Origin of the sequence: Leifsonia sp. RAF41 (genome assembly GCF_052114085.1) — a bacterium.
In the GTDB taxonomy this organism is placed as follows: domain Bacteria; phylum Actinomycetota; class Actinomycetes; order Actinomycetales; family Microbacteriaceae; genus Leifsonia.
Genome location: NZ_JBFREB010000001.1, coordinates 1,596,161 through 1,621,800, shown reverse-complemented (window position 1 = coordinate 1,621,800; position 25,640 = coordinate 1,596,161). Strand labels below are relative to the sequence as shown.

The following is a 25,640-nucleotide window of genomic DNA, read 5'->3' as shown; positions in this document are numbered from 1 at the left end:
TCCCGGACGCCGACCGGCTCGCACCGCCAGGCGAGGCGCCCGCGGTCAGCCGAGACGGCCGAGCGCCTCCTCGAGCACCGTGGCCGCGTCGTCGATGAGCTCCTCGCTGATGATGACGGACGGCAGCAGGCGCAGGACGCTGTCCCAACTGCCCGCGTCTAGCGGGATGACGCCGTTGCGGGTGGCGTGAGCGATCACCGACTGCAGAGCCTCCGGGTTGGGGGTCTTCGTGCCCGGCTTGACCAGCTCGATCCCGAACATCGCGCCCTTGCCGCGCACCTCGCCGACGACGGGGAACCGGTCCGCCCAGTCGCCGATCCGCGCCCACAGCGCCTTCTCGACACGGCGCGCCTCGGTGAGGAGGTCTTCGTCCTCGAACGCCTGGAACACCGCGAGGGCCGCGGCGGTCGAGACGGGGTTGCCGCCGAAGGTGCCGCCGATTCCGCCCGGCTGGACGGCATCCATGATCTCGGCGCGGCCCGTGACCGCTGCGAGCGGGAACCCGCCGGCGATGCCCTTCGCGCTGGTGACGAGGTCCGGGACGACTCCGTGGTGCTCGATCGAGTACCAGGTGCCCGTCCGGCCGATGCCGGCCTGGATCTCATCGGCGACGAACACGATGCCGTTCTCGGCGCAGAACTCGGCCAGGCGCGCGAAGTAGCCGGGTGCCGGGATGATGATTCCGCCGTCGCCCTGGATCGGCTCGACGAACAGAGCGGCCAGCTCCGTGGCGCCGATGTGGGTGCGGATGTAGTCGATCGTGCGCTCCGCCGCTTCTTCGCCCGTCATGCCCTCCGGGTCGCGGAACGGGTAGCTGATCGGCAGGCTGTAGATCTCGCCGGGGAACGGGCCCATGCCTGCGCGCTCTGGCCAGGGGCGGTAGGTCATGGCCATGGTGAGGTTGGTCCGGCCGTGGAAGGCGTGGTCGAGGGTCGCGATGGCGCGGCGACCGGTGTACTTCCGCGCGATCTTTACGGCGTTCTCCACCGCCTCCGCACCCGTGTTGACCAGGATGCTGTGCTTCTCGAAGTCGCCGGGGGTGATCTCGGCGAGCTTCTCGGCCACCGCGACGTAGTTCTCGTACGGAGTCACGGTGAAGAGGGTGTGGGTGAGTTTCGACGCCTGCTCGGCGGCCGCGGCGGCAACGGCCGGGTGGGCGTGACCGATCGTGGTGACGCCGATGCCGCAGCCGAGGTCGATCAGGCGGTTGCCGTCGACATCCACCAGGATCGCGCCGGAGCCGGACTCCATGTAGATGTTCGCGAGCGTTCCCGCTCCGCGGCTCACCGCGGCGACGCGCCGCTGCTGCAGCTCGACCGAACGCGGGCCGGGCAGCTCGGTGACGAGGTGACGGGACTGGGGCACGGAGAATTCGCGGGTCATGCCTTCCATCGTAAGCGGCGGCATTCAGCGCACCCATGACCGGCTGTCAGGTTCGACGAAGGCGGATAGGGCAGGATGGTCGATCGTGCGTACCTCTCTCAAGGCCCTGACCGCGTCCGCGACCGCGGCCCTCCTCGTCGCCGGGCTCGCGGCGTGCAGCTCCGCCGAGCCGTCGTCCACCTCGACACCCGCCGCGAACGCCTGCCAGAACGTGAAGTCCGGCGCGACGTCCAAATCGGTGAAGGTGACCGGCGACTACCGGGCCACCCCGAAGGTGACGATCGACGCCCCTCTCAAGACCACCGATGTGGAGCGCACCGTGCTCATCAAGGGCAAGGGCGCCGAGGCCAAGGGCGGCTCGAGCGTCGATATCGCGCTCGCCGCCTACAACGGGACCACCGGCAAGGAGCTCACGGCGGCGCAGGGCTTCGACGGCTCCGCGGCCGCGACCATCCAGGTCAACGACACCGCGTACGTTCCCGGCCTGGTCCGCGCGGTCGAGTGCCTTCCGGTCGGCTCGCGCGTGGTCCTCACCGCTCCGGCGAAGGATGCGTTCGGCAACCAGGACCTCTCCAAGCTGAGCCTCACCGCCAAGGACAGCGTCGTGTTCGTGGCGGACGTCGTCGACCTCCCGCCGACCCGCGCCAACGGTAAGTCGGTCGCCCCCACCGCGGGCTTCCCGACCGTGAAGCTGAACGCCAAGACCGGTGAGCCCACCATCACCATCCCCAAGGCCGACCCGCCGACCGAGACCAAGGTCGCGGTGCTCAAGCAGGGCGACGGCGAGACCGTGCAGCCCGGCGACACCGTGACGGTGCAGTACAAGGGCGTGCTCTGGCGGAACGGCGAGGTGTTCGACGCGAGCTGGACCCGCGGTGCTCCGGCATCGTTCCAGACGACCGGCGTCGTCGCCGGCTTCAAGAAGGCGCTGGAGGGCCAGAAGGTCGGCTCGCAGGTCATCGCGATCGTGCCGCCTGCCGATGGCTACGGCTCCGCCGGATCGGGTGACATCAAGGCCACCGACACGATGGTGTTCGTGGTCGACATCCTGAAGACCTCCCGCTAGGAACCTCCGGTGCGGCTTCCCCGCCTGCGGCTCCCCCGTCTGCGCCTGGTCGCCGCGGTCTCCGCCGTCGCTGCCGGTCTCACGCTGATGCCCGCGGCTGCGGTCGCCGAGTCCCCGACGCCGTTCTACCCGGGTTACATCATCAGCGATGACAGCTTCTTCAACCCGGATGCGATGACGGCCGGACAGATCCAGGGCTTCCTCGACGACCGGTCGTGCCATCCGCAGGACGACTCGCCGTGCCTCGCCGACTTCCGGATGAACTCTCCCGCGCAGCCGGCGTCGGAGCAGCGCTGCACGGCCCTGCCCGCGCGAAAGAACGAGCGGGCCAGCAGCATCATCGCCCGCGTCGCGAAGGCGTGCACGGTCAGCCCGCGCGTGCTGCTGGTGCTGTTGCAGAAGGAGCAATCCCTCCTCACGGCGCCCAGCGCTTCGGGCTATCAGAAGGCCACCGGCTACGCCTGCCCGGATACGGCAGCGTGCGACACCCGCTACTTCGGGTTCTTCAACCAGGTGTACCGGGCTGCGTGGCAGTTCCGCGAGTACACCGTCCACCCCGGTGACTGGCGGTACAAGGTGGGCGGCAACACCATCCAGTACCATCCGGAGGCGGCCTGCGGGGCGAGCACGGTGACGATCCTCAACCAGGCGACCGCGAACCTGTACAACTACACGCCCTACCAGCCCAACGAGGCGACCCTGAAGTCACCGAAAGGCCCGGGCGATGGATGCTCGGCCTTCGGTAACCTCAACTTCTCCCGGCTCTACAGCGCCTGGTTCGGCTCGCCCTTGGCAGTGCGCTACACCGGCTTCGTCGACGGCTGCATGATCTACACCGGCGGATTCGGATGCCGGCAGGGCACCCCGCTGAAGCCCTGACCCCGTATGCCCGATCGAGCATACGAGGCCGCCTACCCTCGTATGGTGAGCGTCGCCGAGCCTGAGGAAGATGCCGCCGAGGTGAAGAAGCCCGGCGCGCTGTACTTCCTCGGTCGCGTTCTCATGGCTCCGCTGCTCAAGCTGGTCTACCGGCCGCGGGTCATCGGTAAGCGCAACGTCCCGAAGCACGGGAAGGTCATCCTGGCCAGCAACCACCTGTCGTTCATCGACTCGGTGGTCATCCCGATGACGGCGCCGCGGCGGGTGCAATTCCTGGCCAAGTCGAGCTACTTCGAGGGCACCGGACTGAAGGGACGCGTCTCCCGCGACTTCTTCACCGCCATCGGCGCGGTCGGCGTCAAGCGCGGCGCCGGCGCAGCAGCTCAGGAGGCGCTCGACCAGTCGCGCAAGATCATCGACACGGGCGCGGCGTTCGCGGTGTACCCGGAGGGCACCCGCTCGCTGGACGGACGTCTGTACAAGGGCCGCACCGGGGTGGGCTGGCTGGCCCTCACGACGGGAGCCGTCGTCGTGCCCGTCGGTCTCGTCGGGACCGATCAGATGCAGCCGGTCGGGGCGAAATTCCCCAAGCCGCACCGCATCACCGTGACCTTCGGCGAGCCGATCGATGTCTCCCGCTTCGGTCCCGCCGAGTCGGGACGGGCCCGCCGTCAGGCGACGGACGCGATCATGACGGCCATCCACGGGCTCACGGGCCAAGAACTGGCGGGCTCGTACAACGAGACCCCGCCGGCGAACACCGTGGAGCGGATGAAGCGCGCGTTCCGGCCCGAGCGGTTGTAGCCCTCAGCCGGGCCTGCACGTCACGCGAGTGTCAGCAGCTCCGGGGCATGGTGGACGGGGAAGTTGACGCTCGCAGCGATGAAGCACTTCTCGGAGGCCGGTCCGTGCAGCGACGCGGCCAGTTCGGCCTGAGCCGGATCGGCGATCGTGACGCGCGGGCGCAGCGTCACCTCGGTGAAGTGCCCGCCGCCATTGCCTGTCTGGACCATCGTGCCGGTCGCCGCGTCCGTGTAGCCCACGACGACGACGCCCGCCGCCGCGGCCTCGGCCAGGTAGCTGAGCAGATGGCACTGCGACAGTGCGGCGAGCAGCAGTTCCTCGGGGTTCCAACGCTCCCGGTCGCCGAAGAAGACCCGGTCGGCGGAACCCTCGATCGGATGCTTGTCCGGCGCACTGACCACATGGTCGCGGCCGTACTCCTTGTAGCCGCTGGTGCCCGTGCCCCGGTTGCCGGTCCACTGCAGGTCGATCGCATACGCGTGCTCGAGCTTCATGCTTCGATTCTCGCACCGCGGCTAGACTCGATTCACCATGACTGACACCGTGAGCACCCCCGCGCCCGTCTACTCCGTTCCACAAGAACGCCGTATCGTCACCGCCATCCCCGGCCCCAAGTCGCAGGAGCTGCACCAACGTCGCCTGGCCGTCGTGCCGACCGGCGTCTCCTCGGCTCTGCCCGTGTACATCGCGCGAGCCAACGGCGCGATCCTGGTGGATGTGGACGGCAACCAGTTCGTCGACTTCGGCGCGGGCATCGGCGTGACGACCGTCGGACACACGGAAGCCGCGGTCGTCGAGGCCGCGGCCGGTCAGCTGCAGGACGTCATCCACACGCTCTTCACCATCACGCCCTACGAGGAGTACGTCCGGGTCGCCGAGCTGCTCGCTCAGCACACCCCCGGCGATCACGCCAAGAAGACCGTGCTCGTGAACTCCGGTGCCGAGGCCGTCGAGAACGGCGTCAAGATCGCCCGCAAGTTCACCGGTCGCCGCGCTGTCGCGGTACTCGACCACGCCTACCACGGGCGCACCAACCTCACGATGGCCATGAACTACAAGGCCATGCCCTACGCGACCGGCTTCGGCCCGTTCGCCGGCGACGTCTACCACGCGCCGAACTCCTACCCGTACCGCGATGGACTCAGCGGCGCTGAGGCTGCGGCACGCACCATCGCCTACCTCGAAAAGGTCGTCGGCGCCTCCGATCTGGCCTGCCTCGTCGCAGAGCCGATCCAGGGCGAGGGCGGCTTCATCGTCCCCGCCGAGGGATACCTCGCAGCGCTCCAGGACTGGTGCACGGCGAACGGCGTCGTCTTCATCGCCGACGAGATCCAGAGCGGGATGGCGCGCACCGGCGCCCTCTACGCCAGCGAGCACTTCGGTGTCGTCCCCGACATGGTGCTCAGCGCCAAGGGCATCGCCGGCGGGCTTCCGCTGGCCGCGGTCACCGGTCGCGCCGAGATCATGGATTCCGCCCAGCCGGGCGGCCTCGGCGGAACCTTCGGTGGCAACCCCGTCGCCGCGGCGGCCGCGATCGCCGTCTTCGAGACCATCGAACGCAACGACCTCCTGGCCCAGGCCCGCCGCATCGAGAACGCGCTCAAGCCGGCGCTCGAGAAGCTGCAGCAGAAGTACGACATCATCGGCGAGGTGCGCGGCGTCGGCGCCATGATCGCGATCGAGCTGGTCAAGCCGGGCACCGGAACCACCACGAAGGAGCCGAACCCGGAGGCGGTCAACGCGATCGTCGCGGCGGCCGCCCAGCAGGGCATCCTGTTCCTCAACGCCGGCACCTGGGGCAACGTCCTGCGCTTCCTGCCCAGCCTGGCCGTGTCCGACGAGCTGATCGCCGACGCCGTCTCGGTGATCGACGACGCCCTCGCCGCGCTGTGACCACGGTGACCGCTGAGGTGTTCTCGGTCGACGAGTCGGTGGAGCTGGCGGTCGTCGAGCGGAGCGGCTTCGTCGAGTCGCGTCACGCCGGCTCGGCCGTGGTGCTGGGCAGCGACGGCACGGTCGTCCGCAGCCTCGGCGCCCCGGATCGTCCGATCTTCCCGCGGTCGAGCATGAAGCCGTTCCAGGCGGTCGCCGTCATGGGCGCGGGCGTTCCGCTCGAGGGCGCGAGTGCCGTCCTCGCCACGGCCAGCCATGCAGGCACGCCGGCGCACCTGTCCGTGGTGCGCAAGCTGCTCGCGCAGGCCCAGCTCACGGAGGACGCCCTCCAGTGCCCGGCCGACTGGCCGCTCGACACGGCCGCTCGCGACGAGCTGGTGCGTGCGGGCGAGCACAAGCACCCGGTCTTCATGAATTGCTCGGGCAAGCACGCCGCGATGCTGCTCGCCTGCCGGGTGAACGGCTGGCCTGTCGAGAGCTACCTCGACCCGACGCATCCCGTGCAGCAGCACATCCGCGACACGATCGAACGGCTGACCGGCGAAAAGGTCGTCGCGACCGGCATCGACGGCTGCGGTGCCCCGGTGCACGCGATGTCTCTCATCGCGCTCGCCCGTGGCATCCAGCGCATCGCGACGGCGTCCGACGGTTCCCCGTTCGCGCTGTTCCGCAACGCCGCGCTGCTGAAGAACGCGGTGCTGGCCGACGGCTGGGCGATCGACGGGCCGGGACGCGCGAACACGGTCGTCATCGACGAACTCGGCGTCTTCGCCAAGGGCGGTGCCGAGGGCGTGATGATCATGGCGGCGCCGGACGGCACCACGGTGACGCTGAAGATGCTCGACGGCAGCCTCCGCGCCGCGTCCATCGTCGCCCTCCGCCTTCTCGCCGACGCCGGCGCCCTCACGCACGACTCCGTCGACCGCGTCGCCCCGCTCCTCGACCTGGTCGTCCTCGGCCGCGGCACCCCCGTCGGCACCGTCCGCGCCTCCTACACCTAACCCCCTCTCCCCTCTCCCCCAAACCATCGCTTCCTCACTTAATCCGCACAGATGGCGTCAAACGGCGGATTAAGTGAGGAAGAGATGAGGTTATTGGCGGGCGAGACGGCGCGCGCGGGCGGCGGAGGTCAGCTGCGAGATCAGCACCACGAGGAGCGTCAGGATGAAGACCGCCGACGCGATCACGTTGGCCTGAGCTGGGATTCCCCGGCTGGCCGCGATGTAGATGTACATCGGGAACGTCGTCACCGCCCCGGCGTTGAAGTTCGTGATGATGAAGTCGTCGAAGCTGAGTGAGAACGACAGCAGCGCTGCCGACAGGATGCCCGGGAGCAGCAGCGGGAACGTGATCCGCCAGAAGACCGCATTCGGAGACCCGTACAGGTCGCGTCCTGCCTCCTCCATCGCCGGGTCGAGGGATGCGACGCGCGCCTTCACCGTGACCACCACGAAGCTGATGCAGAACATGACGTGGGCGATGATGATCGTCAGGAAGCCCTTGTTCACGCCGAGGCTCAGGAACTGGGCGGCGAGGCCCGCGCCGAGCACCACCTCCGGGCTCGCCATCGGCAGGAACAGCAGCAGGCTGGTCTGCGACCGCAACCGGAACCGGTAGCGCATCAGGGCGATCGCGATCATCGTGCCGAGCGTCGTCGCGATGACGGTCGAGATGACGCCGATGATGATGCTCGCCGTGAACGCGTCGCAGATGCCGGCGGCGTCGCACACGTTCGTCCAGTTCCGCAGAGTGAAACCTCGCCAGGCGATGTTGTTCTTGATGGCGTCGTTGAACGAGAAGACGAACGTGTACACGATCGGGATGAGCAGGAAGGCGAGCGCGAGGAACGAGTACACCCCGAGCCCCAGACCCTTGAAGCGTCGCCTGCCTCTGGCCGCGCTCGGCGGTGTGGTGGTGTCGGTGGGCGTAGCCATCGTGGTCACAGCAGTTCCTCCGTCCCACTCCGACGCACGTAGGCGCCGACGATGACGAGGATGACCGCCATCAGGATGACCGACATGGATGCCGCCGTCGGGTAGTTCTGCAGCACCAGGAAGTTGCTCTCGATGACGTTACCCATCATCGAGGTGTCCGCGGCGCCGAGGAAGTCCTGCGACGCGTTGATGTAGTCGCCTGCCGCCGGGATGAACGTCAGCAGCGTCCCCGAGACGATTCCGGGCATCGACAGCGGGATGGTCACCTTGCGGAACGTCGTCCACGGGCTCGCGTACAGGTCTTGTCCCGCCTCCAGGAGCCGCGTGTCCAGCCGCTCCAGGGTCGCGTAGAGCGGAAGGCACATGAAGGGGATGAAGTTGTAGGTCAGACCGAAGATGACCGAGAACGGTGTCCCGGTGATGTGGGCGTCCGGGGGCAGGATGGACACCGCCTTGAGCGAGCTCGCGATCCAGCCGTCGTCGCTCAGGATCGCCTTCCAGGCCAGCGTCCGCAGCAGGAAGCTGATGAAGAACGGCGCGATGACCAGGGTCATCAGCAGGTTCTGGACGAGCGGCCGGCCGCGCATCTTCACGCCGATGAAGTACGCCAGCGGGTAGCTGATCACGAGCGCGGCGGCTGTCGCGATGAGCGCGTAGACGAACGAGCGCAGGATCTGCGGCCAGTACTCGGCGAACGAGTCGACGTAGTTCTGCCACTGGAACGCGGTCTGGTACTGCCCGATGTCCCCGTCGACGACGGGTGCCTGGAACGACGTGATGATCAGCGAGATCAGCGGCGTGAGGAAGAACAGGACGAGGTAGAGGACACCCGGCAGGAGGAGGACGAGCGCGATACCGCTCTTGCGGCGGACCGCGGGCTCCTGATCCTGTGTCGGCGGGGCCCCCGTGAATGCGGCGAGGGCCATCTACGCCTCCTCCAGCTCCGTCAGCATCCGCTCGCGGGCCTGCGCGGCGATCGCCATCGTGTCGGCGTCGTCCGAGAACCGGCCGTCGGCGGGCGGCTCATCCGCCAGCACGAAGCTGTGGTCCGCATCCCACGCCACCCAGACATCGGCGCCGAGCCCGGCGACCGGCCCGCTGGTCGTGTTCTGGGCGAACACCACGATCGTGCCGACTGCGGGCACCTCCACCAGGTATTGCGTGCTCACGCCGCTGAACGACACATCGGTCACGCGCCCGGGGCCGAGCTTGTTGGCACCGGACGGGATGGTCTCCGGAGTCGCGTGCAGCGTCAGCTTCTCCGGGCGGACGCCCACCGTGACGAACCCGCTGGTGCGCTGCGCGCGGGACCGCGGCACCTGGATGCGCTCTCCCCCGACATCGACGCCGAGGGTCTCCGCCCCGGACTCCTGGATCGGCCCGGCGAACAGGTTCGACTGGCCGAGGAAGTTCGCGACGAACACCGTCGACGGAAGCTCGTACAGCACCTCCGGCGAGCCCATCTGCTCGATGCGGCCCTTGTTCATCACGGCGACGGTGTCGGCCATGGTCATGGCCTCCTCCTGGTCGTGCGTGACGTGCACGAAGGTGAGCCCGACCTCCATCTGGATGGACTTCAACTCCAGCTGCATCTGTCGCCGCAGTTTGAGGTCGAGCGCCCCCAGCGGCTCGTCGAGGAGGAGCAGTGCCGGCCGGTTGACGACGGCCCGCGCGAGCGCGACGCGCTGCTGCTGGCCGCCGGACAGCTGCGTCGGGCGCCGCGATGCCAGGTGGTCGAGCTCGACCAACCGCAGCGCCTCGTGCGCTTTGGCGACCGGGTCGCCGATGCGGCGACGGCGGAGCCCGAAGGCGACGTTCTCGAGAACCGTCATGTGCGGGAACAGCGCATAACTCTGGAACACCGTGTTGACGGGACGCTGGAACGGCTTGGTGCGCGTCACATCCTCACCGCCGATCAGGATGCGTCCCTCGGTCGGTTCCTCGAGCCCGGCGACCAGCCGCAGCGTCGTGGTCTTGCCGCAGCCGCTCGGCCCCAGGAGGGCGAAGAAGGACCCGGCGGGGATGGTGAGGTCCAGCTGCTCGATGGCGGTGAACCCGGGGAACCGCTTCTTGATGCCGTCGAGACGCAGATCCGCGCCCGACTCGGCGAATACACCCCTGGCCATCAGGCGCCCAGGATCACTTTCTGGAACGCCGCCTGGTACTTCTGCTCTTCTGCGGGCGAGAGGGTGCGGAAGATCTTCACCGTGCTGAGCGTCTGGTCGTCCGGGAAGATCAGCTGGTTGTCGGCGAGCTGCGGGTCGATCTTGGTAGCCGCCTCCTTCGCACCCTTCACCGGCGTGATGTAGTTCACCCAGGCGGCGACCTCTGCCGCCACTTCGGGCTCGTAGTAGTAGTCGATCAGCTTCTCGGCGTTCGCCTTGCGGGTCGAGCCGATGGGGATGACGAAGTTGTCGCTCCAGATCGTTCCGCCCGCCTCCGGGATGATGAACTGCCAGTTGTCGCCGGCCTCGGCATTCAACTGGGTGATGTCGCCCGACCAGCAGATCGCGGCCAGGGTGTCACCCGACTTCAGGTCGTTGAGGTACGAGTTGCCCTTGATGTTGCGGATCTGGCCGTTGTTCACCTGCTTGGTGATCTCGTCGATGCCCTTGTTGAAGTCGTCGTCGCTGAAGTCCTTCGAGATGTCGACGCCCTGCTGCAGCATGATCAGGCCCATCGTGTCGCGCATCTCGCTGAGCACCCCGACCTTGCCCTTGAGGTCGGGCTTCCACAGGTCGTCGATGCTCTTGAGTCCCTTGGGGAGCTTCTCCTTGTTCCAGGCGATGCCGGCGAACCCGCTCTGCCACGGGAGCGACTTCTTGCGGCCCGGGTCGAAGTCGACGTCCTGGAGGTTCGCGACGAGGTTCTTCTTGTTCGGGATGGCCGACTCGTCGAACGCCTGCACGTAGCCGAGCCGGATCCAGCGGGCGATCATCCAGTCCGTCAGGCAGACGGTGTCGGCGCCGATGTCCTTGCCGAGGGCGAGCTGGTCCTTCACCTTGGCGTAGTAGGTGTTGTTGTCGTCGACGGCGACGTCGTACTTGACCTTCAGGCCGCTCTGCTTCTCGAACGCCTCCAGCGTCGGGTACTTGCCGGCGTCATCCTGGTCGAGGTACGCCTGCCAGTTCGCCCAGGTGAGCGTCTTGTCCGATGCGGACTGATCCTTCGCGGCGGTCGGTTTGCTCGATGCGCCACCGGTGGAGCAGGCGGCAAGGGCCAGTGCTGCGGCGCCGGCTCCCGCCCCGGCGAGGAGACCGCGGCGCGTCAGCTGGGACGCGCGCGCCGACTGGACGAGCTGGCGGATCATCGGGTCTTGCGGGAGGTTGCTCGGTTTCACTGTGGTGCTCCTTGGGGGATCGAACACGGACCACGGGCGACGGCGCATGGGCGGCACACCCTCGTGCCGTCGCGGTGGACCGATCCTGACATAGACCGTCGCGATCCGCATCAGAAAGGGGCCGGATCGTCCATTCGGAAACACAATCTTTACGAAATCCGTGTCAGATCGGTCGAAACGCCCGGGAAACCGCAGACTGTGCGTTCTGCCCAGGGCTCCCACCGCACCGAGGGGCGGTGGTCTCTCGGAGCGCTGCGGAAACCGTCTGCTGGGGCCGCATCCACCAGCGAAATCAGCATTTGGACGGCGAAATTCCTATCGAAAACGTCCGTGAACCTCGCTAGGGTGAGAGCGAACCACATGTCGAGTGTCGAAGGAGCCCCATGAAGGTCGCGATCCCCCGCGAGATCAAGAACAACGAGTTCCGGGTGGCCATCACGCCCGCAGGCGTGCACGACCTGGTCGGCGCGGGACACGAGGTCTTCGTCGAGACCGATGCGGGCGCCGGGTCCAGCATCCCCGACGAGCTGTATGCGGGCGCGGGCGCGACCATCCTCCCGGATGCGGCCGCCACCTGGGCGGCCGGCGATCTGATCCTCAAGGTGAAGGAGCCGATCGAGAGCGAGTACGGCTACTTCCGTCCGGGGCTGGTGCTGTTCACGTACCTCCACCTCGCGGCCGATGAGGCGCTGACCCGCGCGCTGATCGACGGCGGAGTCACCGCCATCGCATACGAGACGGTCCAGCTGCCGACCCGTGCCCTCCCCCTGCTCGCCCCGATGAGCGAGGTCGCCGGGCGCCTGGCCCCGATCGTCGGAGCCAACACCATGCTCAAGCCGAACGGCGGCCCGGGCCTCCTGGTCCCGGGCGTGCCCGGAACGCACCCTGCCGTGGTGACGGTGCTCGGCGGCGGCGTCGCCGGAACCAACGCGATCTCGGTCGCCGTGGGGCTGGGCGCGGAGGTCACCGTGCTGGACACCAACATCCAGCGCCTCCGCGAGCTCGACGCCCTCTACGCCGGACGCATCAAAACGATCGCGTCGAACAGCTTCGAGATCGACAAGGCGGTCGTGGCATCCGACCTCGTCATCGGGTCGGTGCTGGTGCCCGGCGCCAAAGCACCCAAGCTCGTGACGAACGAAATGGTGTCGCGGATGAAGGCGGGCAGCGTCCTCGTCGACATCGCCGTGGACCAGGGCGGCTGCTTCGAGGACTCGCACCCGACCACGCACGCGGACCCCACCTTCACGGTGCACCAGTCGGTGTTCTACTGCGTCGCGAACATGCCGGGTGCGGTCCCCCACACGTCGACGTACGCACTGACCAATGCGACGCTGCCGTACGCGCGCGCCATCGCGAATCGCGGCTGGCAGGAGGCGCTGCGCGCCGACGCCTCCCTGGCCCTGGGCCTCAACGTGCACGACGGCCGCGTCACCAATGAGGGCGTCGCCTCCGCACACGGTCTCGATCCGGTCTCCGTCGCCGACGCCCTGGCCTGACACCCGCGCCTGACACCCGGGCCCCGACTCAGCCCGCGAGCTGCGGGTCAGGTGTGGGAGGTCAGGAGACGTCGAACCACTGGTCGCCGATCTCGACCCGGGTTCCCCGGGTGACGCGGTAGCGGCGACCCGCCTCGCACTGCCGCGCCACACCACCGAGGGGATGCGCGACCGTGCCGTTGCCGGAGTACCGGTCGCAGATCCAGAGTTCGTCGCCCTCGAGGCCGAACTCGAGGTGCGTCTTCGAGACGCTGCGCGTCGGGTCCGAGACGACGACGAAGTGGTCGACGTGCTCCCCCGGCTGCGTGATCGGGCGGCGGCCGACGAGTCCGGACCCGGAAACTTCGACGATGTCGCCGGTCGAGAAGCTCAGCGTGTAGGCACGGTGGGCGATCGGACGCGCGCGCGGCGCCTCATCCACCGACAGGATGGTCATGGCCTGCGTCGGCGGTAGGCCGTCCTCGTCGAGCTCGAACGCATCCGGGAACCGCCCGGCGATGGCGGGCGCGGCAGGACGCTCGGCAACGCGGTCGGAAATGATGGACGTGTCGGACGGACGCGAGTCGGCGAGCTCCGGGGCCCGCAGCCGGGATGAGGTCACCGAGCTGCCGCACATCGGGCAGAACAGCGTCCCCTCGGCCAGCTCCGCACCGCACACCCGACAGTTCATCGGTTCCGCCCCTTTCCGCGTCCCCCTCCACGGTAGCCGAGCGATCGCAGCGAGACCGCCGCGAGCAGTCGCTTCCACCGCGTGTCGCGTTTAGCGAGCTGTCCACGGAGGTCGTCGACCGCTTTCCAGACCGATTGGGCCTCGGCGGGCGTCGGCGCGACCCCGCTGAAGGTGGCCCGGTCGGCGACCTTGGCCAGAGCGTGCGCACGCGACCCGCCGATGGTGTCGGCGAACTCCACCCGGGTCGCCGCCGGCGGCGGGTCGTAGCCGTGGTCCACCGCGGCGTCGGCGAACTCGCGCCAGCCCCCGACGATCCGCTCGCGCGCCGTCGCCGCCGAGCGCCGGAGGACGCGGCGTCTCCACTTCGCCGCGAGCACCGCGAGGAACGGGGATGCGACGAGCGCCAGCACCAGCACCGTCCAGCCGGCGATCACCAGGATGGCGAGCAGGGTCTCCAGCACAACATCCGGTTTGGGCTGGTTCGACGGATCGACCTGCGCCTGCGGCGGTTCGTCGTTGCGCTGGGGATTGTCGTCGACCGGTGGCTGGACGTTGGTCTGCGGGCGGGAGATCTGGGTCGGCTGGTCGGGTTGCTTCGGCGGCACTGGACGCAGGGGCGGCGTCGGGTCGACGGTCACCCATCCGCTGTTCGTCTGCACCTCGATCCAGGCCGAGATGTCCGAGCCCGTGAAGGTGACGGCGGAGGACGTCGTATCCTTCGGCGCGACGAAGCCGACGGTCACTCGAGCGGGGAAACCGAGCTGTCGCGCCATCAGGGCTGCGGTCACCGCGTACTGCTCCTGGTCGCCGAGCATCGGCACGTCGGTGAGGAGTTCGGTGATGCGGTCCGCTCCGTGACCGGATCGGCTGGGCGGCTCGCTGGGGCCGATGCCGTGGCTGATGTAGCCGTCGTTCGCGAGACCGCGGAGCGCAGCGGCGAGTTTGGCTCCCGCACCGGACACGCCGGCGGTGTACTTCTGCAGGACGGATTGCAGCTCGTCGGGGACCACCGAGGGCCGCGGCACCGAATCGGTTCCCGGCTGCACCTTTCCGAGCTGCGACACGGCGAGCAGCGGCTTGACCACCGATTGCATGACGTAGGCGTCACCGCTGTGCAGCGACGTGGTGACCGCGCCCGTTCCCGTCACGTCGTTGTAGAAGAAGGCGCCGGCCAGGTCGCCGGCGTGCTGACCGGAGAACTGCACCTGCTCGAGCTGTCCGCTGCCCGGAAGCCACGGCCCGCGGTAGTCGCGGACCACGACGGTGGTCGTGGTCGCCTTCCCCTTCGTCGCGCCCTGGTCGAGGCGGTACGGGACACGTGTGAACGACCCGGAGGCACTGGTCACGTCGCCGCTGCCCACCGAGTACGTGACGCCGTCGTAGGTGTCGAGGGTTGCGATCCTGAGCCGTCGGTCAGCCGGGAGTCCGTTCACGGTGAGCATGGCCTCGCGCGCTTTCGCAGGCTCCAGGTAGGAGCGGAACCCGCTCAACGGGCTCGGGTACTTCCGTGGGTCGAAGGGTTGCTCCACGGCCGTCCGGACGACCTCGCGGCCCCCGGGTGGTGGCAGCAACGCCGCGGCCGCGACGCCCCCGGCCGCGGCCGCGAGCAGCATCACCGTCGCCCCGGCGGCGGTGAGGAGAGCCGTCGACCGGCGCTCGCTGCGCGACTCCACCAGCTGACCGCTCTGCTCGCGGAGGCTACGGATGGCCGCCGACCGGCGCACCAGCCGGAAGCGGATCAACCACACGAGCAGCACGACGAAGAGGGTGAGCAGGAGCAGCAGCGGCACCGATGCCACCGACGAGCCGAGCAGGATCGCGGCCACCACCAGGAGGACGGGCGGGACGGCCGCGAGTTCGGGCCGGGACGATCGCAGTGCGATCGTGACGGTGAGCACCGTCGCCAGCAGCGTGAGGATGAACGCCGGGACGAGTAGCGCCTGATAGGACCCGACCGGGACGCTGATGGTCACGAGCTGCTTCCAGCTCAGCCACGTGCCCTGCACGAGGTCGACGAATCCCGCGCCGCTGGGCAGCAGCCCTCCGGCGGCGGCCTCGGACGGCACCGCGAGCTGGACGCCGATGCCCAGATAGACCAGGACCATGAGTCCGGCGATCAGGATGCTCGGGAGTCGCCACGCCCACCCCACTACGCCGATCGCGGTGCCCAGCACGAGGGTCCCGACGAGCATCACGACGAATGCTGTCGACTGGTAGACCGGCCAGAACGCCCAGGCCCCCAAGGCGACCGCAGCGACCGCGAAGAGGACATCGACCAGCGCGCGCGGGGAACGACGCGCGGGCATCAGGTCGCCATCCGTTTGGCGAGGCTGCGCTGGAGGTCCTCCAGGTAGCCGATGGTGAGCACGCTGAGATCGGAGACGCGGCGCAGCGACGGGACAGCGCCCTCATCGCAGACGATGGCGACCACATCCACCCCCAGCGGGAAGTGCGCGGCGGCGGCACGTAACTGCGACGCGGTGGGCGTCGAGCCGCAGATCAGGAAGGCGATCGAGATACCCGCGGAGTCGTCGGAGGCCACCTGCGCCAGCTCCGGCAGGCGCAGAGCCGAGTCCGCGGACTGGACGCCGGCGAGGTCGTCGAGGAGGCGTCCGCGGTTGACGGTACTCAACCGGCGGACGTTGAACACCATCCGCTTCGCGAAGTCCGGCGTCTCTGCACTCGCCACCACCGAGACGGTGCGCGAGTCGAGCATCGCCCGCACGCCGAGCGAGCCGGTCGCGCTGACCGCCAGCTCGAACTCCTCGTCCGTTGCGTAGTCTGCCGCGGACAGGCTCAACGCGACCAGCAGGTGGCTGCGCCGGGTCTCCTCGAACTGACGGACCATGTAGCTGCCCGTCTTCGCCGTCGACTTCCAGTGGATGTAGCGGCGATCGTCCCCGGGGACGTACTCGCGGAGCGCATGGAACGCGATGTCGCTCGAGGTCAGATCGCGGGTCGGCGAACCCTCGAGGTCGCGGATGAATCCGGTGCTCATGCTCGGGATGGCGATAGTGCGCGGGTGGACGAACAGGTCGAGGGAGTCGGCCCAGACCACCTCCCGGCGCAGGAGGCCGATCGGGTCGGCGCGCACCGTCCGCACGGGGCCGATCGGAACGATCCCGCGACGGGTCGTCGGGACGACGAACACGTCGGAGTGCTCCTCCGCCGGTGCCAGCGACGGAGCCGCGAACTCGGCGAGTCCGAGACCCACGGGCACCTCGACGCGCACGCCGGGAAGTCTCCTCCGCAGCGGGTTGCGGACCGCCACTTCGCCGGGCGCGCGTTCGCCCACGACCACGCGGTTGGCGGGAAGCGACAGTCCCACGTCGTATGCCGTCCGGCCGATGAGGTATCCGGAGGCGACGACGAGAAGCACGACCGCCGCCCAGCCGGCGACGACGGCTTCGATCCAGCCCCAGACGTAGCCCGCCGTGAGCGCCAGGACGGCGACGAGGAGCATCGACCAGCCGAGCGCGGTCACCACCGCGCTGACGCGGCGCGCGAGCAGGGCGATCGCTCGCCCGGCAGTGGCGGAACTCCGAACGACCCACACGATCGCGTCCGCGAGGAAGCCCTCGCGCTCGCCGACGATTCGGGCGCGCGCGTTGGTCAGCTCGGTCTGCGAACGGGTGACGGTGGTCACACGGCGGCCCGATCGCTCGGCGGCGGAGTCTCGATGAGCAGCTGGCCGATGAGGCTGGACGCGCTGACGCCCTCGAACTCGGCTTCCGGGTCGAGGACGAGCCGGTGCGCGAGCACGGGCTCCGCGAGAGCCTTCACGTCGTCCGGAGTGACGTAATACCGCCCGGAGGCCGCTGCGAGTGTCTTCGCCGCGCGCAACAGCGCGAGCGCTCCGCGCACACTGACACCGAGGCGGATCTCATCGGCCGTCCGACTCGCCTCGACCAGTCGGGACACGTAGTCGTTGATGGTCGGGTCGACATGGACGCCCCGCGCCATCGTGCCCATCTCCACGACAGTCGCGGCGGAGATGACCTCCGGCACGACGACTTCGTGAGCCTTTCGCTCCGAACCCTCGAGGATGCGCAGTGTCGCCTCGTGGTCGGGATAGCCGATGGACGCCTTCATCAGGAAGCGGTCGAGCTGCGCCTCCGGGAGCCGATAGGTGCCCGCCTGCTCGATCGGGTTCTGCGTCGCGATGACCATGAACGGTGCGCCGACGGAGTGGCGGACGCCGTCGACGGTGACCTGTTGCTCCTCCATCACCTCCAGCAGCGCCGACTGGGTCTTCGGGCTGGCGCGGTTGATCTCGTCGGCGAGCACGATGTTGGCGAAGACCGGCCCGCGGTGGAACTCGAAGTCCCCCGACCGCTGGTCGTAGATGTTGACGCCGGTGATGTCTCCGGGCAGGAGGTCTGGAGTGAACTGGACACGGTTGGTCGTGCCACGGACGCTCTCCGCGATGGCGCGCGCGAGCGACGTCTTGCCCGTTCCCGGGAAGTCTTCGAGGAGCAGGTGGCCTTCGCTGAACAGCGCCGTCAGCGCGAGGCGGATCACGTGCGACTTGCCGAGCAGCACGCGGTCGATGTTTCCGACGAGGCGATCGAAGACTCCGGAGAACCATCCGGCCTGCTCAGGGGTCATCGTCATGCTCCGGCCTCTTTCGGTTCGGGGCGCGGCGCGTTCGTCCGCAGGAAGGGGGAGGTGCGCCGCGGGATGCGGCTGAACTCAGTATGGCGTCCGCGGATCATGGGAGCGTCGAACCCGGATAGTCATGGGAGTACGTGTCGCCGTTGGCCGTGACGCGGACGGTCAGCGTCGGCGCGACGTCGTTGGCCGGCGCCGTGCAGGAAGCCGTCCCTCCCGTTGCCGGCATCGGAAGCTGGGTCGTGCCGTCACAGCTGTACGTGACGGCGTCGTACGCGCCCGTCGGCCAGCTGGTCCAGGTGAAGATGTGGCTCGCCGCGTCGTAGCGCGCGTCGCCGATCGAGGTGTCGACGGCGACCCCCAGAGGCTGGGGATCCGATCTCTGGGCGGTGCACAACGAGGATCCGTCCGGATACCCCTCGCAGACGCGGGTGATCTTGACGCTCAGCGGCATTCCGTAATGGTTGCTCCCGGAGCCGGTCAGCACCCCGGTCGCGCTGGTGAGGGTGCCGGAGTCGACCGGCGTGCTGCCGCTGTACAGCTGGTAGTCGAAGGTGGCGTTGGAACCTCCGCCTGCGCGGTACGAGACGGTGACCTGGAAGTCGAAGGTTCGGTCGCCACTCGGCACGACGCCGTCGATCCCGACCGTGGCGTCGTCTCCGGGCGCCTGACGCGGCGTCGCGCTCACGATCGCCGCAGGCGTGCAGCCTTGGCCGTTGTAGGCGTACACGATGAAGTTGTAGGTCTGATTGGGGCTCAGGCCGGTGAAGGTCGTGCTCCCGCCCTGCACGCGCCGGAGACCGCTCGTGGAGAGCGACGGATCGCCCTGGGCGACCCCGCTGACATCGCAACGGGTCGGGTCGCCGCCCTGGAAGGCGGCCACGAAGTAGTCGGTGATGGTCTTGCCGTTGTCGCCGAACACGTTGGACCAGCTCAGCGTCGCGCTCGTACCGGCCGTGGTGTCCGGCATGGCGACCGGCGCGACCCCTGTGCGCGTGGGGGCTCCCGAGGGTACGCCGCTCCCCTGGCTCTGGTTCCACGTCGTCCGGCCCTGGTAGAACTCGTTGCGCGAGGAGACGCTGAAGGCGATGGCCGCGCCGTTCGCGATGCCGGGGTCGGTCACGTTGAGGGCGTACTTCGTCCCCACCGGGTCGGATCCCAGAACCTGGAGGGCGTTCGTGACGCCGCCGAGCGAGACGACGTACGAGGTGATGGGGCTCGAGCCGGGGGCGTCGGACGGCTTCGACCAGGTGATGCGGAGCCCCTGGTCGAGCGGCGTCGACGACAGGGCGGCGGGCGCGTTCGGGATCACGTCCGACCACACCGGCTCCGCGTAAGCCGTCGGGTCGGAGAGTCCGAGCGCGTTCCGCGCACGGACACTCAGCGTCACGGCGTTCGCCGGGCCGTTCCCCGGGGTCGTGATCGCGCAGGTGGTGGTCGTGCACGGGGTTGTGGAGATCACCTGGCCGGTCGCCGCGTTGGCCATGGTCACCTCGAACCCGGTGATCGGCGAGTTGTTGAACGCTCCGGGGATCCAGTTCAGGGTGAGGCTGCGGTCGGCGATGGTGCCGATCTGCACGTTGGAGACGGGAGCAGGTCGATCCTGCACCGACACGGTCACCGTGCCCCAGGTGTAGCGGTCGGCGTCACCCGTGGCATCGGCGACCTCGTACTGCAGGGTCGTGTCGGCCGGCGCAGCGGTCGTCGAGACCGACACTTGCAGTTGCGAGTTGTCGGCGCTGGGCGTGATGCTGAGCCCGTCCGGTAGCCCGCTGCCGAGCCCGCGCACCGCGACGACGCGGAGCGGCTTGCCGGGGAACGGGTTGGTGGCGCCGTCGTTGGCGAGCACGTCGACGGTCGTCGTCTGACCGCGCGGCGCGATCACGCGGTCAGGCTGCGGGCTCGCCAGCGGCCGGGTCGAGGGCACGACCGAGATGTCGATGCGTCCGGCCTGACCGGCGTTGACCGCATCCTTCACCCCGATCGACAGGGAGGGTGTCGAGCCCTTCGGCGTGCCGGTCGCGACGGTGACGGTCAGCTTCTGGCCGTCGAGGGATGCGCTCACGCCATCCGGACGCGGGTTCTGGATGCTGTACACCAGCTCGTTCAGGTCTTTGGCGTAGGGGTACTTGGTCACCTTGGTGAGGTCGATCGTCTTCGTCTGGCCCGGCTCGAACTCGATCAAGGCACCGGTGAACACCGGCGGCTGGTTCTCACGCGGTGTCACCTCGATCGGGAGCACGATGGTCGCGACGTTGCCGTCCGGATCGGTGGCGCTGGAGCCGTCGGTCACCTGGAACGAGATGGAGGCGGGGCCGAAGTAGCGCGACGAGGACGTGAATTGCAGGGTGTCGTTCCCGGAGACCAGGTCGTCCCCGTTTGCGTGCGTCGCACGCACCGTGGCGGCGTCGGTGAGTCGCACTTTCCGATCGCCCACCGCGACGATGTAGTCGTTGAGGTGGATGGTGAGCGTCTTCTCACTGACCACCGAGAGCTTGGGCGCGCCGCGCTTCAGCTGCGGAAGGGCATCGTCGTAGCCGGGGACATGCACGAAGCCATAGGCGACGACCGACGCGTCCTCGGGGTTGGCGACGCGGAACGGCACGATCTGACTCGTGGCACCGATGGCGATCCGCAGCCGCTTCCCGTCCGTCACCTGCGCGCTGTTCCCGTAGCCGGGGACCAGCGAAAGCTTCAGCGTAGAGACGGGCCCGTCCGCGAAGAAGACGTTGGCGAGGACGTTCACGTCGACCCGGTTCTTGCCCAGGATGTCGGAGAGCCCGAGCGTGGTGTCGGAGACCACGGGCCGGGCCGGCGGTGCCTTCTCGTCCACCGTCAACCGGAGGAACGCCTGGCTGGTGCCGCCGCGCTGGTTCTGGATCGTGTAGAGGAACCCGTAGGCGCCCGGCGTCTTCGGCGCCGTGACGGTGACGACGTCACCGCTCACCTTCGCCTTCGCCTTGCCGTCGAGCGACGTGACGGCTGTGACGCTGAGCGGGCTCCCGTCGGGGTCGCTGTCGTTGGCCAGCACCTGCACGCTGAGCGTGCGCCCCGGCCGTGCGGTCACGTCGTCCTCGACGGCGATCGGGTTGCGCGCGCCCTCGACGCGGGCGGCGATGCCGACACGGACGGTGCCGGTGGCCCGCGCGCCGAGCGCATCCACCACCGCGTAGCTGAACGTGTCGGTGCCCGCGGCGTAGTCGCCGGCCTGGAAGTCCATCCAGTCCGGCCCGGAGGCGATGACGGCGCCCTTCTGCGGGTTGGTCTCCTGCCCGATGAACTGCACGGAGTCGCCGTCGGGGTCGATGCCGGAGAGCGGCACGGTGATGCGGACGGTGTCGCCTGCGAGCACACGGGTCGTCACCGTCTTGGGCACCGGCGGGTTGTTCGTCGCGGCATCCCGCTCGCGGACGGCGATGGTCACCTCGGCGGTGGCCCACTGACCGTCGGCGCCGTACACGCGGTACGCCGCCGTGTAGTTGCCCGGTTTCGACGGTGCGAGGTAGCGGAGGTGGTCACCGCTCACGAACAGCAGTCCGGCCCCGTTCGGAAGCTGCGTCGCGAGCGTCGGGTCGAGTGTCAGCTTGTCGCCGTCGGGCTGGACATCGTTGGCGAGGACCGGGATGTCGACCACGTCGTGCACACGCACGGCCACCGTGTCAGGGGCTGCGATGGGCGGCTGGTGGACGGTCAGCGCCGGCAGCTGGACGACCGTCACGGTGCCGACGGTGTCCGCGAGCCCGTTACTGAGCCGGTAGTGGAAATCGACCGGTCCCTCGAGCGGGCGGCTCAGGGTCACCCGCAGGGTGCGCTGCTGCAGCACCTGCACCCGCACGCCGCTGGACGCGCCGGGATCGGTCACCCCGGTCACGAGGAGGACGCCGCCGGACGGATCGATGTCCGTCGACAGCACGTCGACATCCTGAGTGGACTGCTCACGGATGAACGCCGTGTGCGGCACCGCGATCGGGGTGGTCTTCGCCCCGGGCGGCGCCTTGACCTCGACGCGGACCACGCCGGTGGACGTCACGATCCCGTCGGTGACCGAGTACTCGATGTTGTGGGTGCCCGCCTGGTCGGACTCGAACCGGAAGGTTCCGCCCTGGTAATCGGGCGTGATCGTAGCGTCGGCCTTCGTCGGCACGGTGCTCAGGCGCACCGGTCCGTTACCGCCGCGGACGTGATCGAGCGGGGAGACCGTCACCTCCTGACCCTGGTAGGCGAGCACGGCGAACGGATCGGCGATGATCGGCACCTGCCCCGGCGCACGCACCGTGACGGCGAGCAGCCCCGCGGACTCGGCGCGGCCGTCCGACAGGGTGAGCGCCACATCCTTCACCCCGGCACCGTCGCCGTGGTCGGAGTACGCGACCTGGCCCTGCGGCGTGAAGGTCACGGTGTCGGGAGCGGCGATGGAGGCCGCCGAGAGGTAGAAGGAGTCGCCGTCCGGGTCGTAGCAGTCGCCGATCACGGGCGCGGACACCCGGCCGCCGGTCTGCACCACCGCCTTCGCGTTGCGGACGCAGACCGGTGGCGCGTTCTCGGCGGCCGACCGCACCGCGACCGTGACGTGGGCGGTCGCGGTACCACCGCGTCCGTCGGAGATCGTGTAGTCGAACGCGATCGTTCCTGTCGCCGTCTCGGGCAGCGAGATCTGCAGCTGCTGGTCGGCGTTCGTGAGCTCCAGGGCGCCCTGCTCGGCCGAGACCCCGGTGAAGGTGTCGATGGTGAGCACATCGCCGTTCGGGTCGTAGTCGTTCAGCAGCACGGGCAGCGGAGTGACCCGGCCCGGGCGGGCGCCGAAGGCGTCGTTCACGGCGACGGGAGGCTGCTCCTGCTTCTCGTACTGCGGGGCCGTGTCCTGCTTGGTCTGGTTGACGAGCTCCTGGGTGGTCTTCTTCGAGACCAGCTCGTCCCAGTTGTCGATGCGCGTGTTGCCGCTCTGCACGGCCCAGGCCACGCCCGACCGGCCGTCGTTCAGCACGACGCGGTCCCCGTTGGCACGGAACGCCAGGGTGGCGCCGGACGGCACGTCCTTCAGCGTCGACCGCTCCCCCGCGCCGGATGCTCCGCAGGAACGCCACGCGGCCCCGCCGCCCCAGGCGGCGTAGGTGCAGCCGGCCACGGTCACGGGCGCGGCCGCCGTACCGGTGACCTGGCTGACCGGCCGCGTCGGCCGTCCTCCATCGAGCGGCACCCGCACGAGGCCGGTGTCGGTCGCGATCCAGACCGCACTGCCGCCGGCGGACGGCTGCTGCAGGACCGCATTCGCCCCCTCCGGTATGAGGGATGCGAGGCTGACGGCGCGTCCGTCCACCCAGACGGTGCGCTGGTCGGGGTCGAAGAGCGCCCAGTGCCCGCCGACCGAGGTGAGCGACACATTCGCCCCGTCCCCGCGTGTGGCGACTCGTGTGCTCGTGGTCGACGGCTCGGCGGCATTGAGGTCGGCGCGCACCAGGGATCGGGTCGACGGCTGGTACGCGAACAGCACGCCGGAGGGGTCCATGGCGGACACGGCGCGCCCGCCCAGGTCGACTGTCGCGGCGGATCCGGAGTTGAACGATTCGAGCTGCGTCACCGTCGTCAGCCACAACTGCCCGGTCGTCTGGGACAGCAGGGCGACGTGCCCGCCGGCCAGCGACACCTGCGGGGAGCGCGGCGGGAGCGCCACCGACTTGCCGGACTCCGCCTTGGCGGGATCGACGACCGCGATGGTGTTTGCCTCACGGTCGACGAGGAGCACGTCGGTGCCGTCCTGGACGACGTCGAGCGCGTCGCCCGTCCCGGCGACGACGGAGTTGAGTTTGTCGATCTCGGTGTTCGCCCGGCCGAGCGACTTCTTCGCGTCACTGGCGACCCACACCGCCGCGTCATTGAGCTTCAGGTGCTGCGCGCTGTACCCGCCGGAGACGACCGCGAGCGTCGTCACCAGCGCGGCGACGGCGGTTCCGCTGACGGCGGTCGCCGCGACGGACTTGTGCGCGGCGAGCCAGGAACCGATGGCGGCGAGCCGGCTCACGTCCCGTCCGCCCTCTCGACACATTTCTGGCCGCTCGGCGTGCCCGTCTTGCCGTCGCGGTTGACCGTCACGGTCACGCACACGGTCGCGCCGGGCTTCGCATCGACCCGGAACTCGGTCGCGTGCTGGCTGCTCGGCGGCTGATCCTGAACCGCCACCTGGTAGGTGTCACCGTCTTGCAGACCGGGATCGCTCCAGCTGAACACGATGGTGCTGCCGGTGACCCGGCCACTCAGGTCACGGACGGTCGGGATGTCGCTGTTCGCGCCCGCGCGCACGAGCACGAAAGCGGCGGTGACGCCGAGCACCACCACGAGCGCCGCGCAGGCGATGAGCGAGATCACCAGGGCGCGCGGAGTCTTCGACGGCGCGATCTGCTGGGGTGTCTGGGCACTGCCCAGGCTCTCACGGACCACGGTCCGCGTCGGCGCACGCGTGACGGTCGCCGAGGCGGGAGCCGCGCGCCTCCGACGCCGGCGACCTCCCGGATCGACCGCGACGACGCCTTTGACTCTGGTTCGCTCCTCCGGGTCGCCGGCCGTCGCCAGCGCCCAGTCGTCCATCGCCACCTCGATCGGGGTCTGCGGCAGCTCGAGCTCCGCCTCCACGGCCTGCAGTTCGCGGATGAACTCCAGCGCGGTGCGCTGCCGCTGCGACGGCTTGCGCGACATCGAACGCAGCAGCACCTGCTCCAGCCGCGGCGGAACGTCGGCCCGGCCGATGGGCAGAGGGCGGCTCTTGGCGATGCGCTGCATGAGCTCGGCGGCCGTGTTCTCTTTGCCGGGCACCTCGAACGGCGAGCGGCCGGCCAGCAGCGAGTACATCGTCGCGCCGAGCGACCACACCTCGCTCGCGATCGTGCCGCTCGTCTCATCGAGCAGCACCTCCGGCGCGGACCACGGGATGGAGAGGCCGATCGCCTCGGTCACATCGGCCTCGCTCAGCGTCGCGGCGATACCGAAGTCGCTGAGCACCGGATGCCCGTAGGCGGTGCTCAGGATGTTGGACGGCTTGATGTCGCGGTGCAGCACTCCGGCGCGGTGGGCCGTCTCGACGGCGCTGGCGATCCGCACGCCGATGCTCAGCACCTCGGGCACCGACAGCGGCTCGGAGCGGTAGCGCTGCCCGATCGCCGCCGAGCACAACTCCATGACGAGGTACGGCCGGCCGTCGGACGACACGCTCGCCTGGTACACCGTGAGGATCGACGGATGCGTGCTCAGCTGCGCCATCAGGTTGGCCTCGGCCTGGAACATCTGCTTGACCTGGCTGGTGACGACCTCGGCCAGCATCACCTTGACGGCGACCTGACGGCGCGGCATGTTCTGTTCGTAGAGGAACACGTCGGCGAAGCCACCCGAACCGAGCACCCGGACATACGAGAAGCCGGGGAGGTTGGGCGGCTGGGACGGCAAACGCCGGGCCATCGGCTCCTCCCGTCCCTTCGGCGACGTCTTCGCGGGTGCAGAAGCGTCTGCCAATTGTAGGCAGCCGTCCCCGAGCATCAGCCGGGCGGAACCCGCACTGGGGACAAGTCGATTA

General features: G+C 69.1%; 18 protein-coding genes. 6 read left to right on the top strand and 12 right to left on the bottom strand.

Features of this window, described 5'->3' with window-relative positions; all coding sequences use genetic code 11:
* Nucleotides 1-45 precede the first annotated feature (45 nt).
* Nucleotides 46-1,392, bottom strand: coding sequence for an aminotransferase class III-fold pyridoxal phosphate-dependent enzyme (locus tag AB4Y74_RS07790; RefSeq protein ID WP_441800413.1), 1,347 nt, complete (start codon nucleotides 1,390-1,392; stop codon nucleotides 46-48).
* Between the two features lie 76 nt (nucleotides 1,393-1,468).
* On the opposite strand from AB4Y74_RS07790, the gene AB4Y74_RS07785 reads away from it, so the two are divergent.
* From AB4Y74_RS07785 to AB4Y74_RS07775, 3 genes are read left to right on the top strand one after another with little or no spacing between them, the layout of a single operon-like run.
* Nucleotides 1,469-2,449 (top strand): FKBP-type peptidyl-prolyl cis-trans isomerase, encoded by a 981-nt coding sequence (locus AB4Y74_RS07785; protein ID WP_441798531.1) that lies wholly within the window; start codon nucleotides 1,469-1,471, stop codon nucleotides 2,447-2,449.
* Nucleotides 2,450-2,458: 9 nt separating this feature from the next.
* Nucleotides 2,459-3,328, top strand: coding sequence for a hypothetical protein (locus tag AB4Y74_RS07780; protein ID WP_441798530.1), 870 nt, complete (start codon nucleotides 2,459-2,461; stop codon nucleotides 3,326-3,328).
* A 42-nt stretch (nucleotides 3,329-3,370) separates the two neighbouring features.
* Nucleotides 3,371-4,132 (top strand): lysophospholipid acyltransferase family protein, encoded by a 762-nt coding sequence (locus AB4Y74_RS07775; RefSeq protein ID WP_441798529.1) that lies wholly within the window; start codon nucleotides 3,371-3,373, stop codon nucleotides 4,130-4,132.
* 20 nt (nucleotides 4,133-4,152) lie between these two features.
* Here the strand turns inward: AB4Y74_RS07775 and AB4Y74_RS07770 are convergent, their stop codons facing one another.
* Nucleotides 4,153-4,626, bottom strand: a complete 474-nt coding sequence (locus tag AB4Y74_RS07770; RefSeq protein ID WP_441798528.1) for an OsmC family protein — start codon at nucleotides 4,624-4,626, stop codon at nucleotides 4,153-4,155.
* Nucleotides 4,627-4,663: 37 nt separating this feature from the next.
* On the opposite strand from AB4Y74_RS07770, the gene gabT reads away from it, so the two are divergent.
* Together gabT and AB4Y74_RS07760 are read left to right on the top strand one after the other, a co-directional pair.
* Entirely contained in the window at nucleotides 4,664-6,025 is a 1,362-nt protein-coding gene (gene gabT / locus AB4Y74_RS07765) for a 4-aminobutyrate--2-oxoglutarate transaminase (protein ID WP_441798527.1), read from the top strand.
* Nucleotides 6,022-7,026, top strand: a complete 1,005-nt coding sequence (locus AB4Y74_RS07760; protein WP_441798526.1) for an asparaginase — start codon at nucleotides 6,022-6,024, stop codon at nucleotides 7,024-7,026. Before gabT ends, AB4Y74_RS07760 begins: the two co-directional genes overlap by 4 nt.
* Nucleotides 7,027-7,116: 90 nt before the next feature.
* Here AB4Y74_RS07760 and AB4Y74_RS07755 read toward each other — a convergent pair whose 3' ends face one another.
* The 4 genes from AB4Y74_RS07755 to AB4Y74_RS07740 are packed head-to-tail and all read right to left on the bottom strand — an operon-like array spanning nucleotide 7,117 to nucleotide 11,299.
* Entirely contained in the window at nucleotides 7,117-7,968 is an 852-nt protein-coding gene (locus AB4Y74_RS07755; protein ID WP_441798525.1) for an ABC transporter permease, read from the bottom strand.
* The gene (locus tag AB4Y74_RS07750; protein WP_441798524.1) at nucleotides 7,965-8,885 is read right to left on the bottom strand and encodes an ABC transporter permease; all 921 of its coding nucleotides are present in this window, start codon (nucleotides 8,883-8,885) and stop codon (nucleotides 7,965-7,967) included. The genes AB4Y74_RS07755 and AB4Y74_RS07750 overlap by 4 nt, the downstream gene beginning before the upstream one ends.
* Nucleotides 8,886-10,085, bottom strand: a complete 1,200-nt coding sequence (locus AB4Y74_RS07745; protein WP_441798523.1) for an ABC transporter ATP-binding protein — start codon at nucleotides 10,083-10,085, stop codon at nucleotides 8,886-8,888. It lies immediately after the preceding gene.
* Entirely contained in the window at nucleotides 10,085-11,299 is a 1,215-nt protein-coding gene (locus AB4Y74_RS07740) for an ABC transporter substrate-binding protein (RefSeq protein ID WP_441798522.1), read from the bottom strand. The genes AB4Y74_RS07745 and AB4Y74_RS07740 overlap by 1 nt, the downstream gene beginning before the upstream one ends.
* A 383-nt stretch (nucleotides 11,300-11,682) precedes the next feature.
* On the opposite strand from AB4Y74_RS07740, the gene ald reads away from it, so the two are divergent.
* Nucleotides 11,683-12,798, top strand: coding sequence for an alanine dehydrogenase (gene ald / locus AB4Y74_RS07735; RefSeq protein WP_441798521.1), 1,116 nt, complete (start codon nucleotides 11,683-11,685; stop codon nucleotides 12,796-12,798).
* 61 nt (nucleotides 12,799-12,859) lie between these two features.
* Here ald and AB4Y74_RS07730 read toward each other — a convergent pair whose 3' ends face one another.
* The 6 genes from AB4Y74_RS07730 to AB4Y74_RS07705 all read right to left on the bottom strand — a co-directional run bounded on the left by AB4Y74_RS07730 (nucleotide 12,860) and on the right by AB4Y74_RS07705 (nucleotide 25,525).
* Nucleotides 12,860-13,468: a zinc-ribbon domain-containing protein gene (locus tag AB4Y74_RS07730; RefSeq protein ID WP_441798520.1), complete on the bottom strand. Its 609-nt coding sequence runs from the start codon at nucleotides 13,466-13,468 to the stop codon at nucleotides 12,860-12,862.
* Nucleotides 13,465-15,774 carry a transglutaminase-like domain-containing protein gene (locus tag AB4Y74_RS07725; RefSeq protein ID WP_441798519.1) on the bottom strand — a complete coding sequence of 770 codons (2,310 nt, stop codon included), beginning with the start codon at nucleotides 15,772-15,774 and terminating at the stop codon, nucleotides 13,465-13,467. Before AB4Y74_RS07725 ends, AB4Y74_RS07730 begins: the two co-directional genes overlap by 4 nt.
* Nucleotides 15,774-17,114 carry a DUF58 domain-containing protein gene (locus tag AB4Y74_RS07720; RefSeq protein WP_441798518.1) on the bottom strand — a complete coding sequence of 447 codons (1,341 nt, stop codon included), beginning with the start codon at nucleotides 17,112-17,114 and terminating at the stop codon, nucleotides 15,774-15,776. The genes AB4Y74_RS07725 and AB4Y74_RS07720 overlap by 1 nt, the downstream gene beginning before the upstream one ends.
* On the bottom strand, nucleotides 17,111-18,082 hold the full coding sequence (locus AB4Y74_RS07715) for an AAA family ATPase (protein ID WP_441798517.1): 972 nt from the start codon (nucleotides 18,080-18,082) through the stop codon (nucleotides 17,111-17,113). The genes AB4Y74_RS07720 and AB4Y74_RS07715 overlap by 4 nt, the downstream gene beginning before the upstream one ends.
* Nucleotides 18,083-18,179: 97 nt before the next feature.
* Nucleotides 18,180-24,098, bottom strand: a complete 5,919-nt coding sequence (locus tag AB4Y74_RS07710; protein ID WP_441798516.1) for an Ig-like domain-containing protein — start codon at nucleotides 24,096-24,098, stop codon at nucleotides 18,180-18,182.
* Complete coding sequence (locus AB4Y74_RS07705; RefSeq protein ID WP_441798515.1) at nucleotides 24,095-25,525, bottom strand: serine/threonine-protein kinase; 1,431 nt, start codon at nucleotides 25,523-25,525, stop codon at nucleotides 24,095-24,097. The genes AB4Y74_RS07710 and AB4Y74_RS07705 overlap by 4 nt, the downstream gene beginning before the upstream one ends.
* Nucleotides 25,526-25,640 lie beyond the last annotated feature (115 nt).

Bases quoted from the DNA above. Each gene is read 5' to 3' on its own strand.
- AB4Y74_RS07790 (WP_441800413.1), bottom strand. From the start codon at position 1,392: ATGGAAGGCATGACCCGCGAATTCTCCGTGCCCCAGTCCCGTCACCTC.
- AB4Y74_RS07775 (WP_441798529.1), top strand. From the start codon at position 3,371: ATGGTGAGCGTCGCCGAGCCTGAGGAAGATGCCGCCGAGGTGAAGAAG.
- AB4Y74_RS07770 (WP_441798528.1), bottom strand. From the start codon at position 4,626: ATGAAGCTCGAGCACGCGTATGCGATCGACCTGCAGTGGACCGGCAAC.
- gabT (WP_441798527.1), top strand. From the start codon at position 4,664: ATGACTGACACCGTGAGCACCCCCGCGCCCGTCTACTCCGTTCCACAA.
- AB4Y74_RS07750 (WP_441798524.1), bottom strand. From the start codon at position 8,885: ATGGCCCTCGCCGCATTCACGGGGGCCCCGCCGACACAGGATCAGGAG.
- AB4Y74_RS07745 (WP_441798523.1), bottom strand. From the start codon at position 10,085: ATGGCCAGGGGTGTATTCGCCGAGTCGGGCGCGGATCTGCGTCTCGAC.
- ald (WP_441798521.1), top strand. From the start codon at position 11,683: ATGAAGGTCGCGATCCCCCGCGAGATCAAGAACAACGAGTTCCGGGTG.
- AB4Y74_RS07730 (WP_441798520.1), bottom strand. From the start codon at position 13,468: ATGAACTGTCGGGTGTGCGGTGCGGAGCTGGCCGAGGGGACGCTGTTC.
- AB4Y74_RS07725 (WP_441798519.1), bottom strand. From the start codon at position 15,774: ATGCCCGCGCGTCGTTCCCCGCGCGCGCTGGTCGATGTCCTCTTCGCG.
- AB4Y74_RS07715 (WP_441798517.1), bottom strand. From the start codon at position 18,082: ATGACGATGACCCCTGAGCAGGCCGGATGGTTCTCCGGAGTCTTCGAT.
- AB4Y74_RS07705 (WP_441798515.1), bottom strand. From the start codon at position 25,525: ATGGCCCGGCGTTTGCCGTCCCAGCCGCCCAACCTCCCCGGCTTCTCG.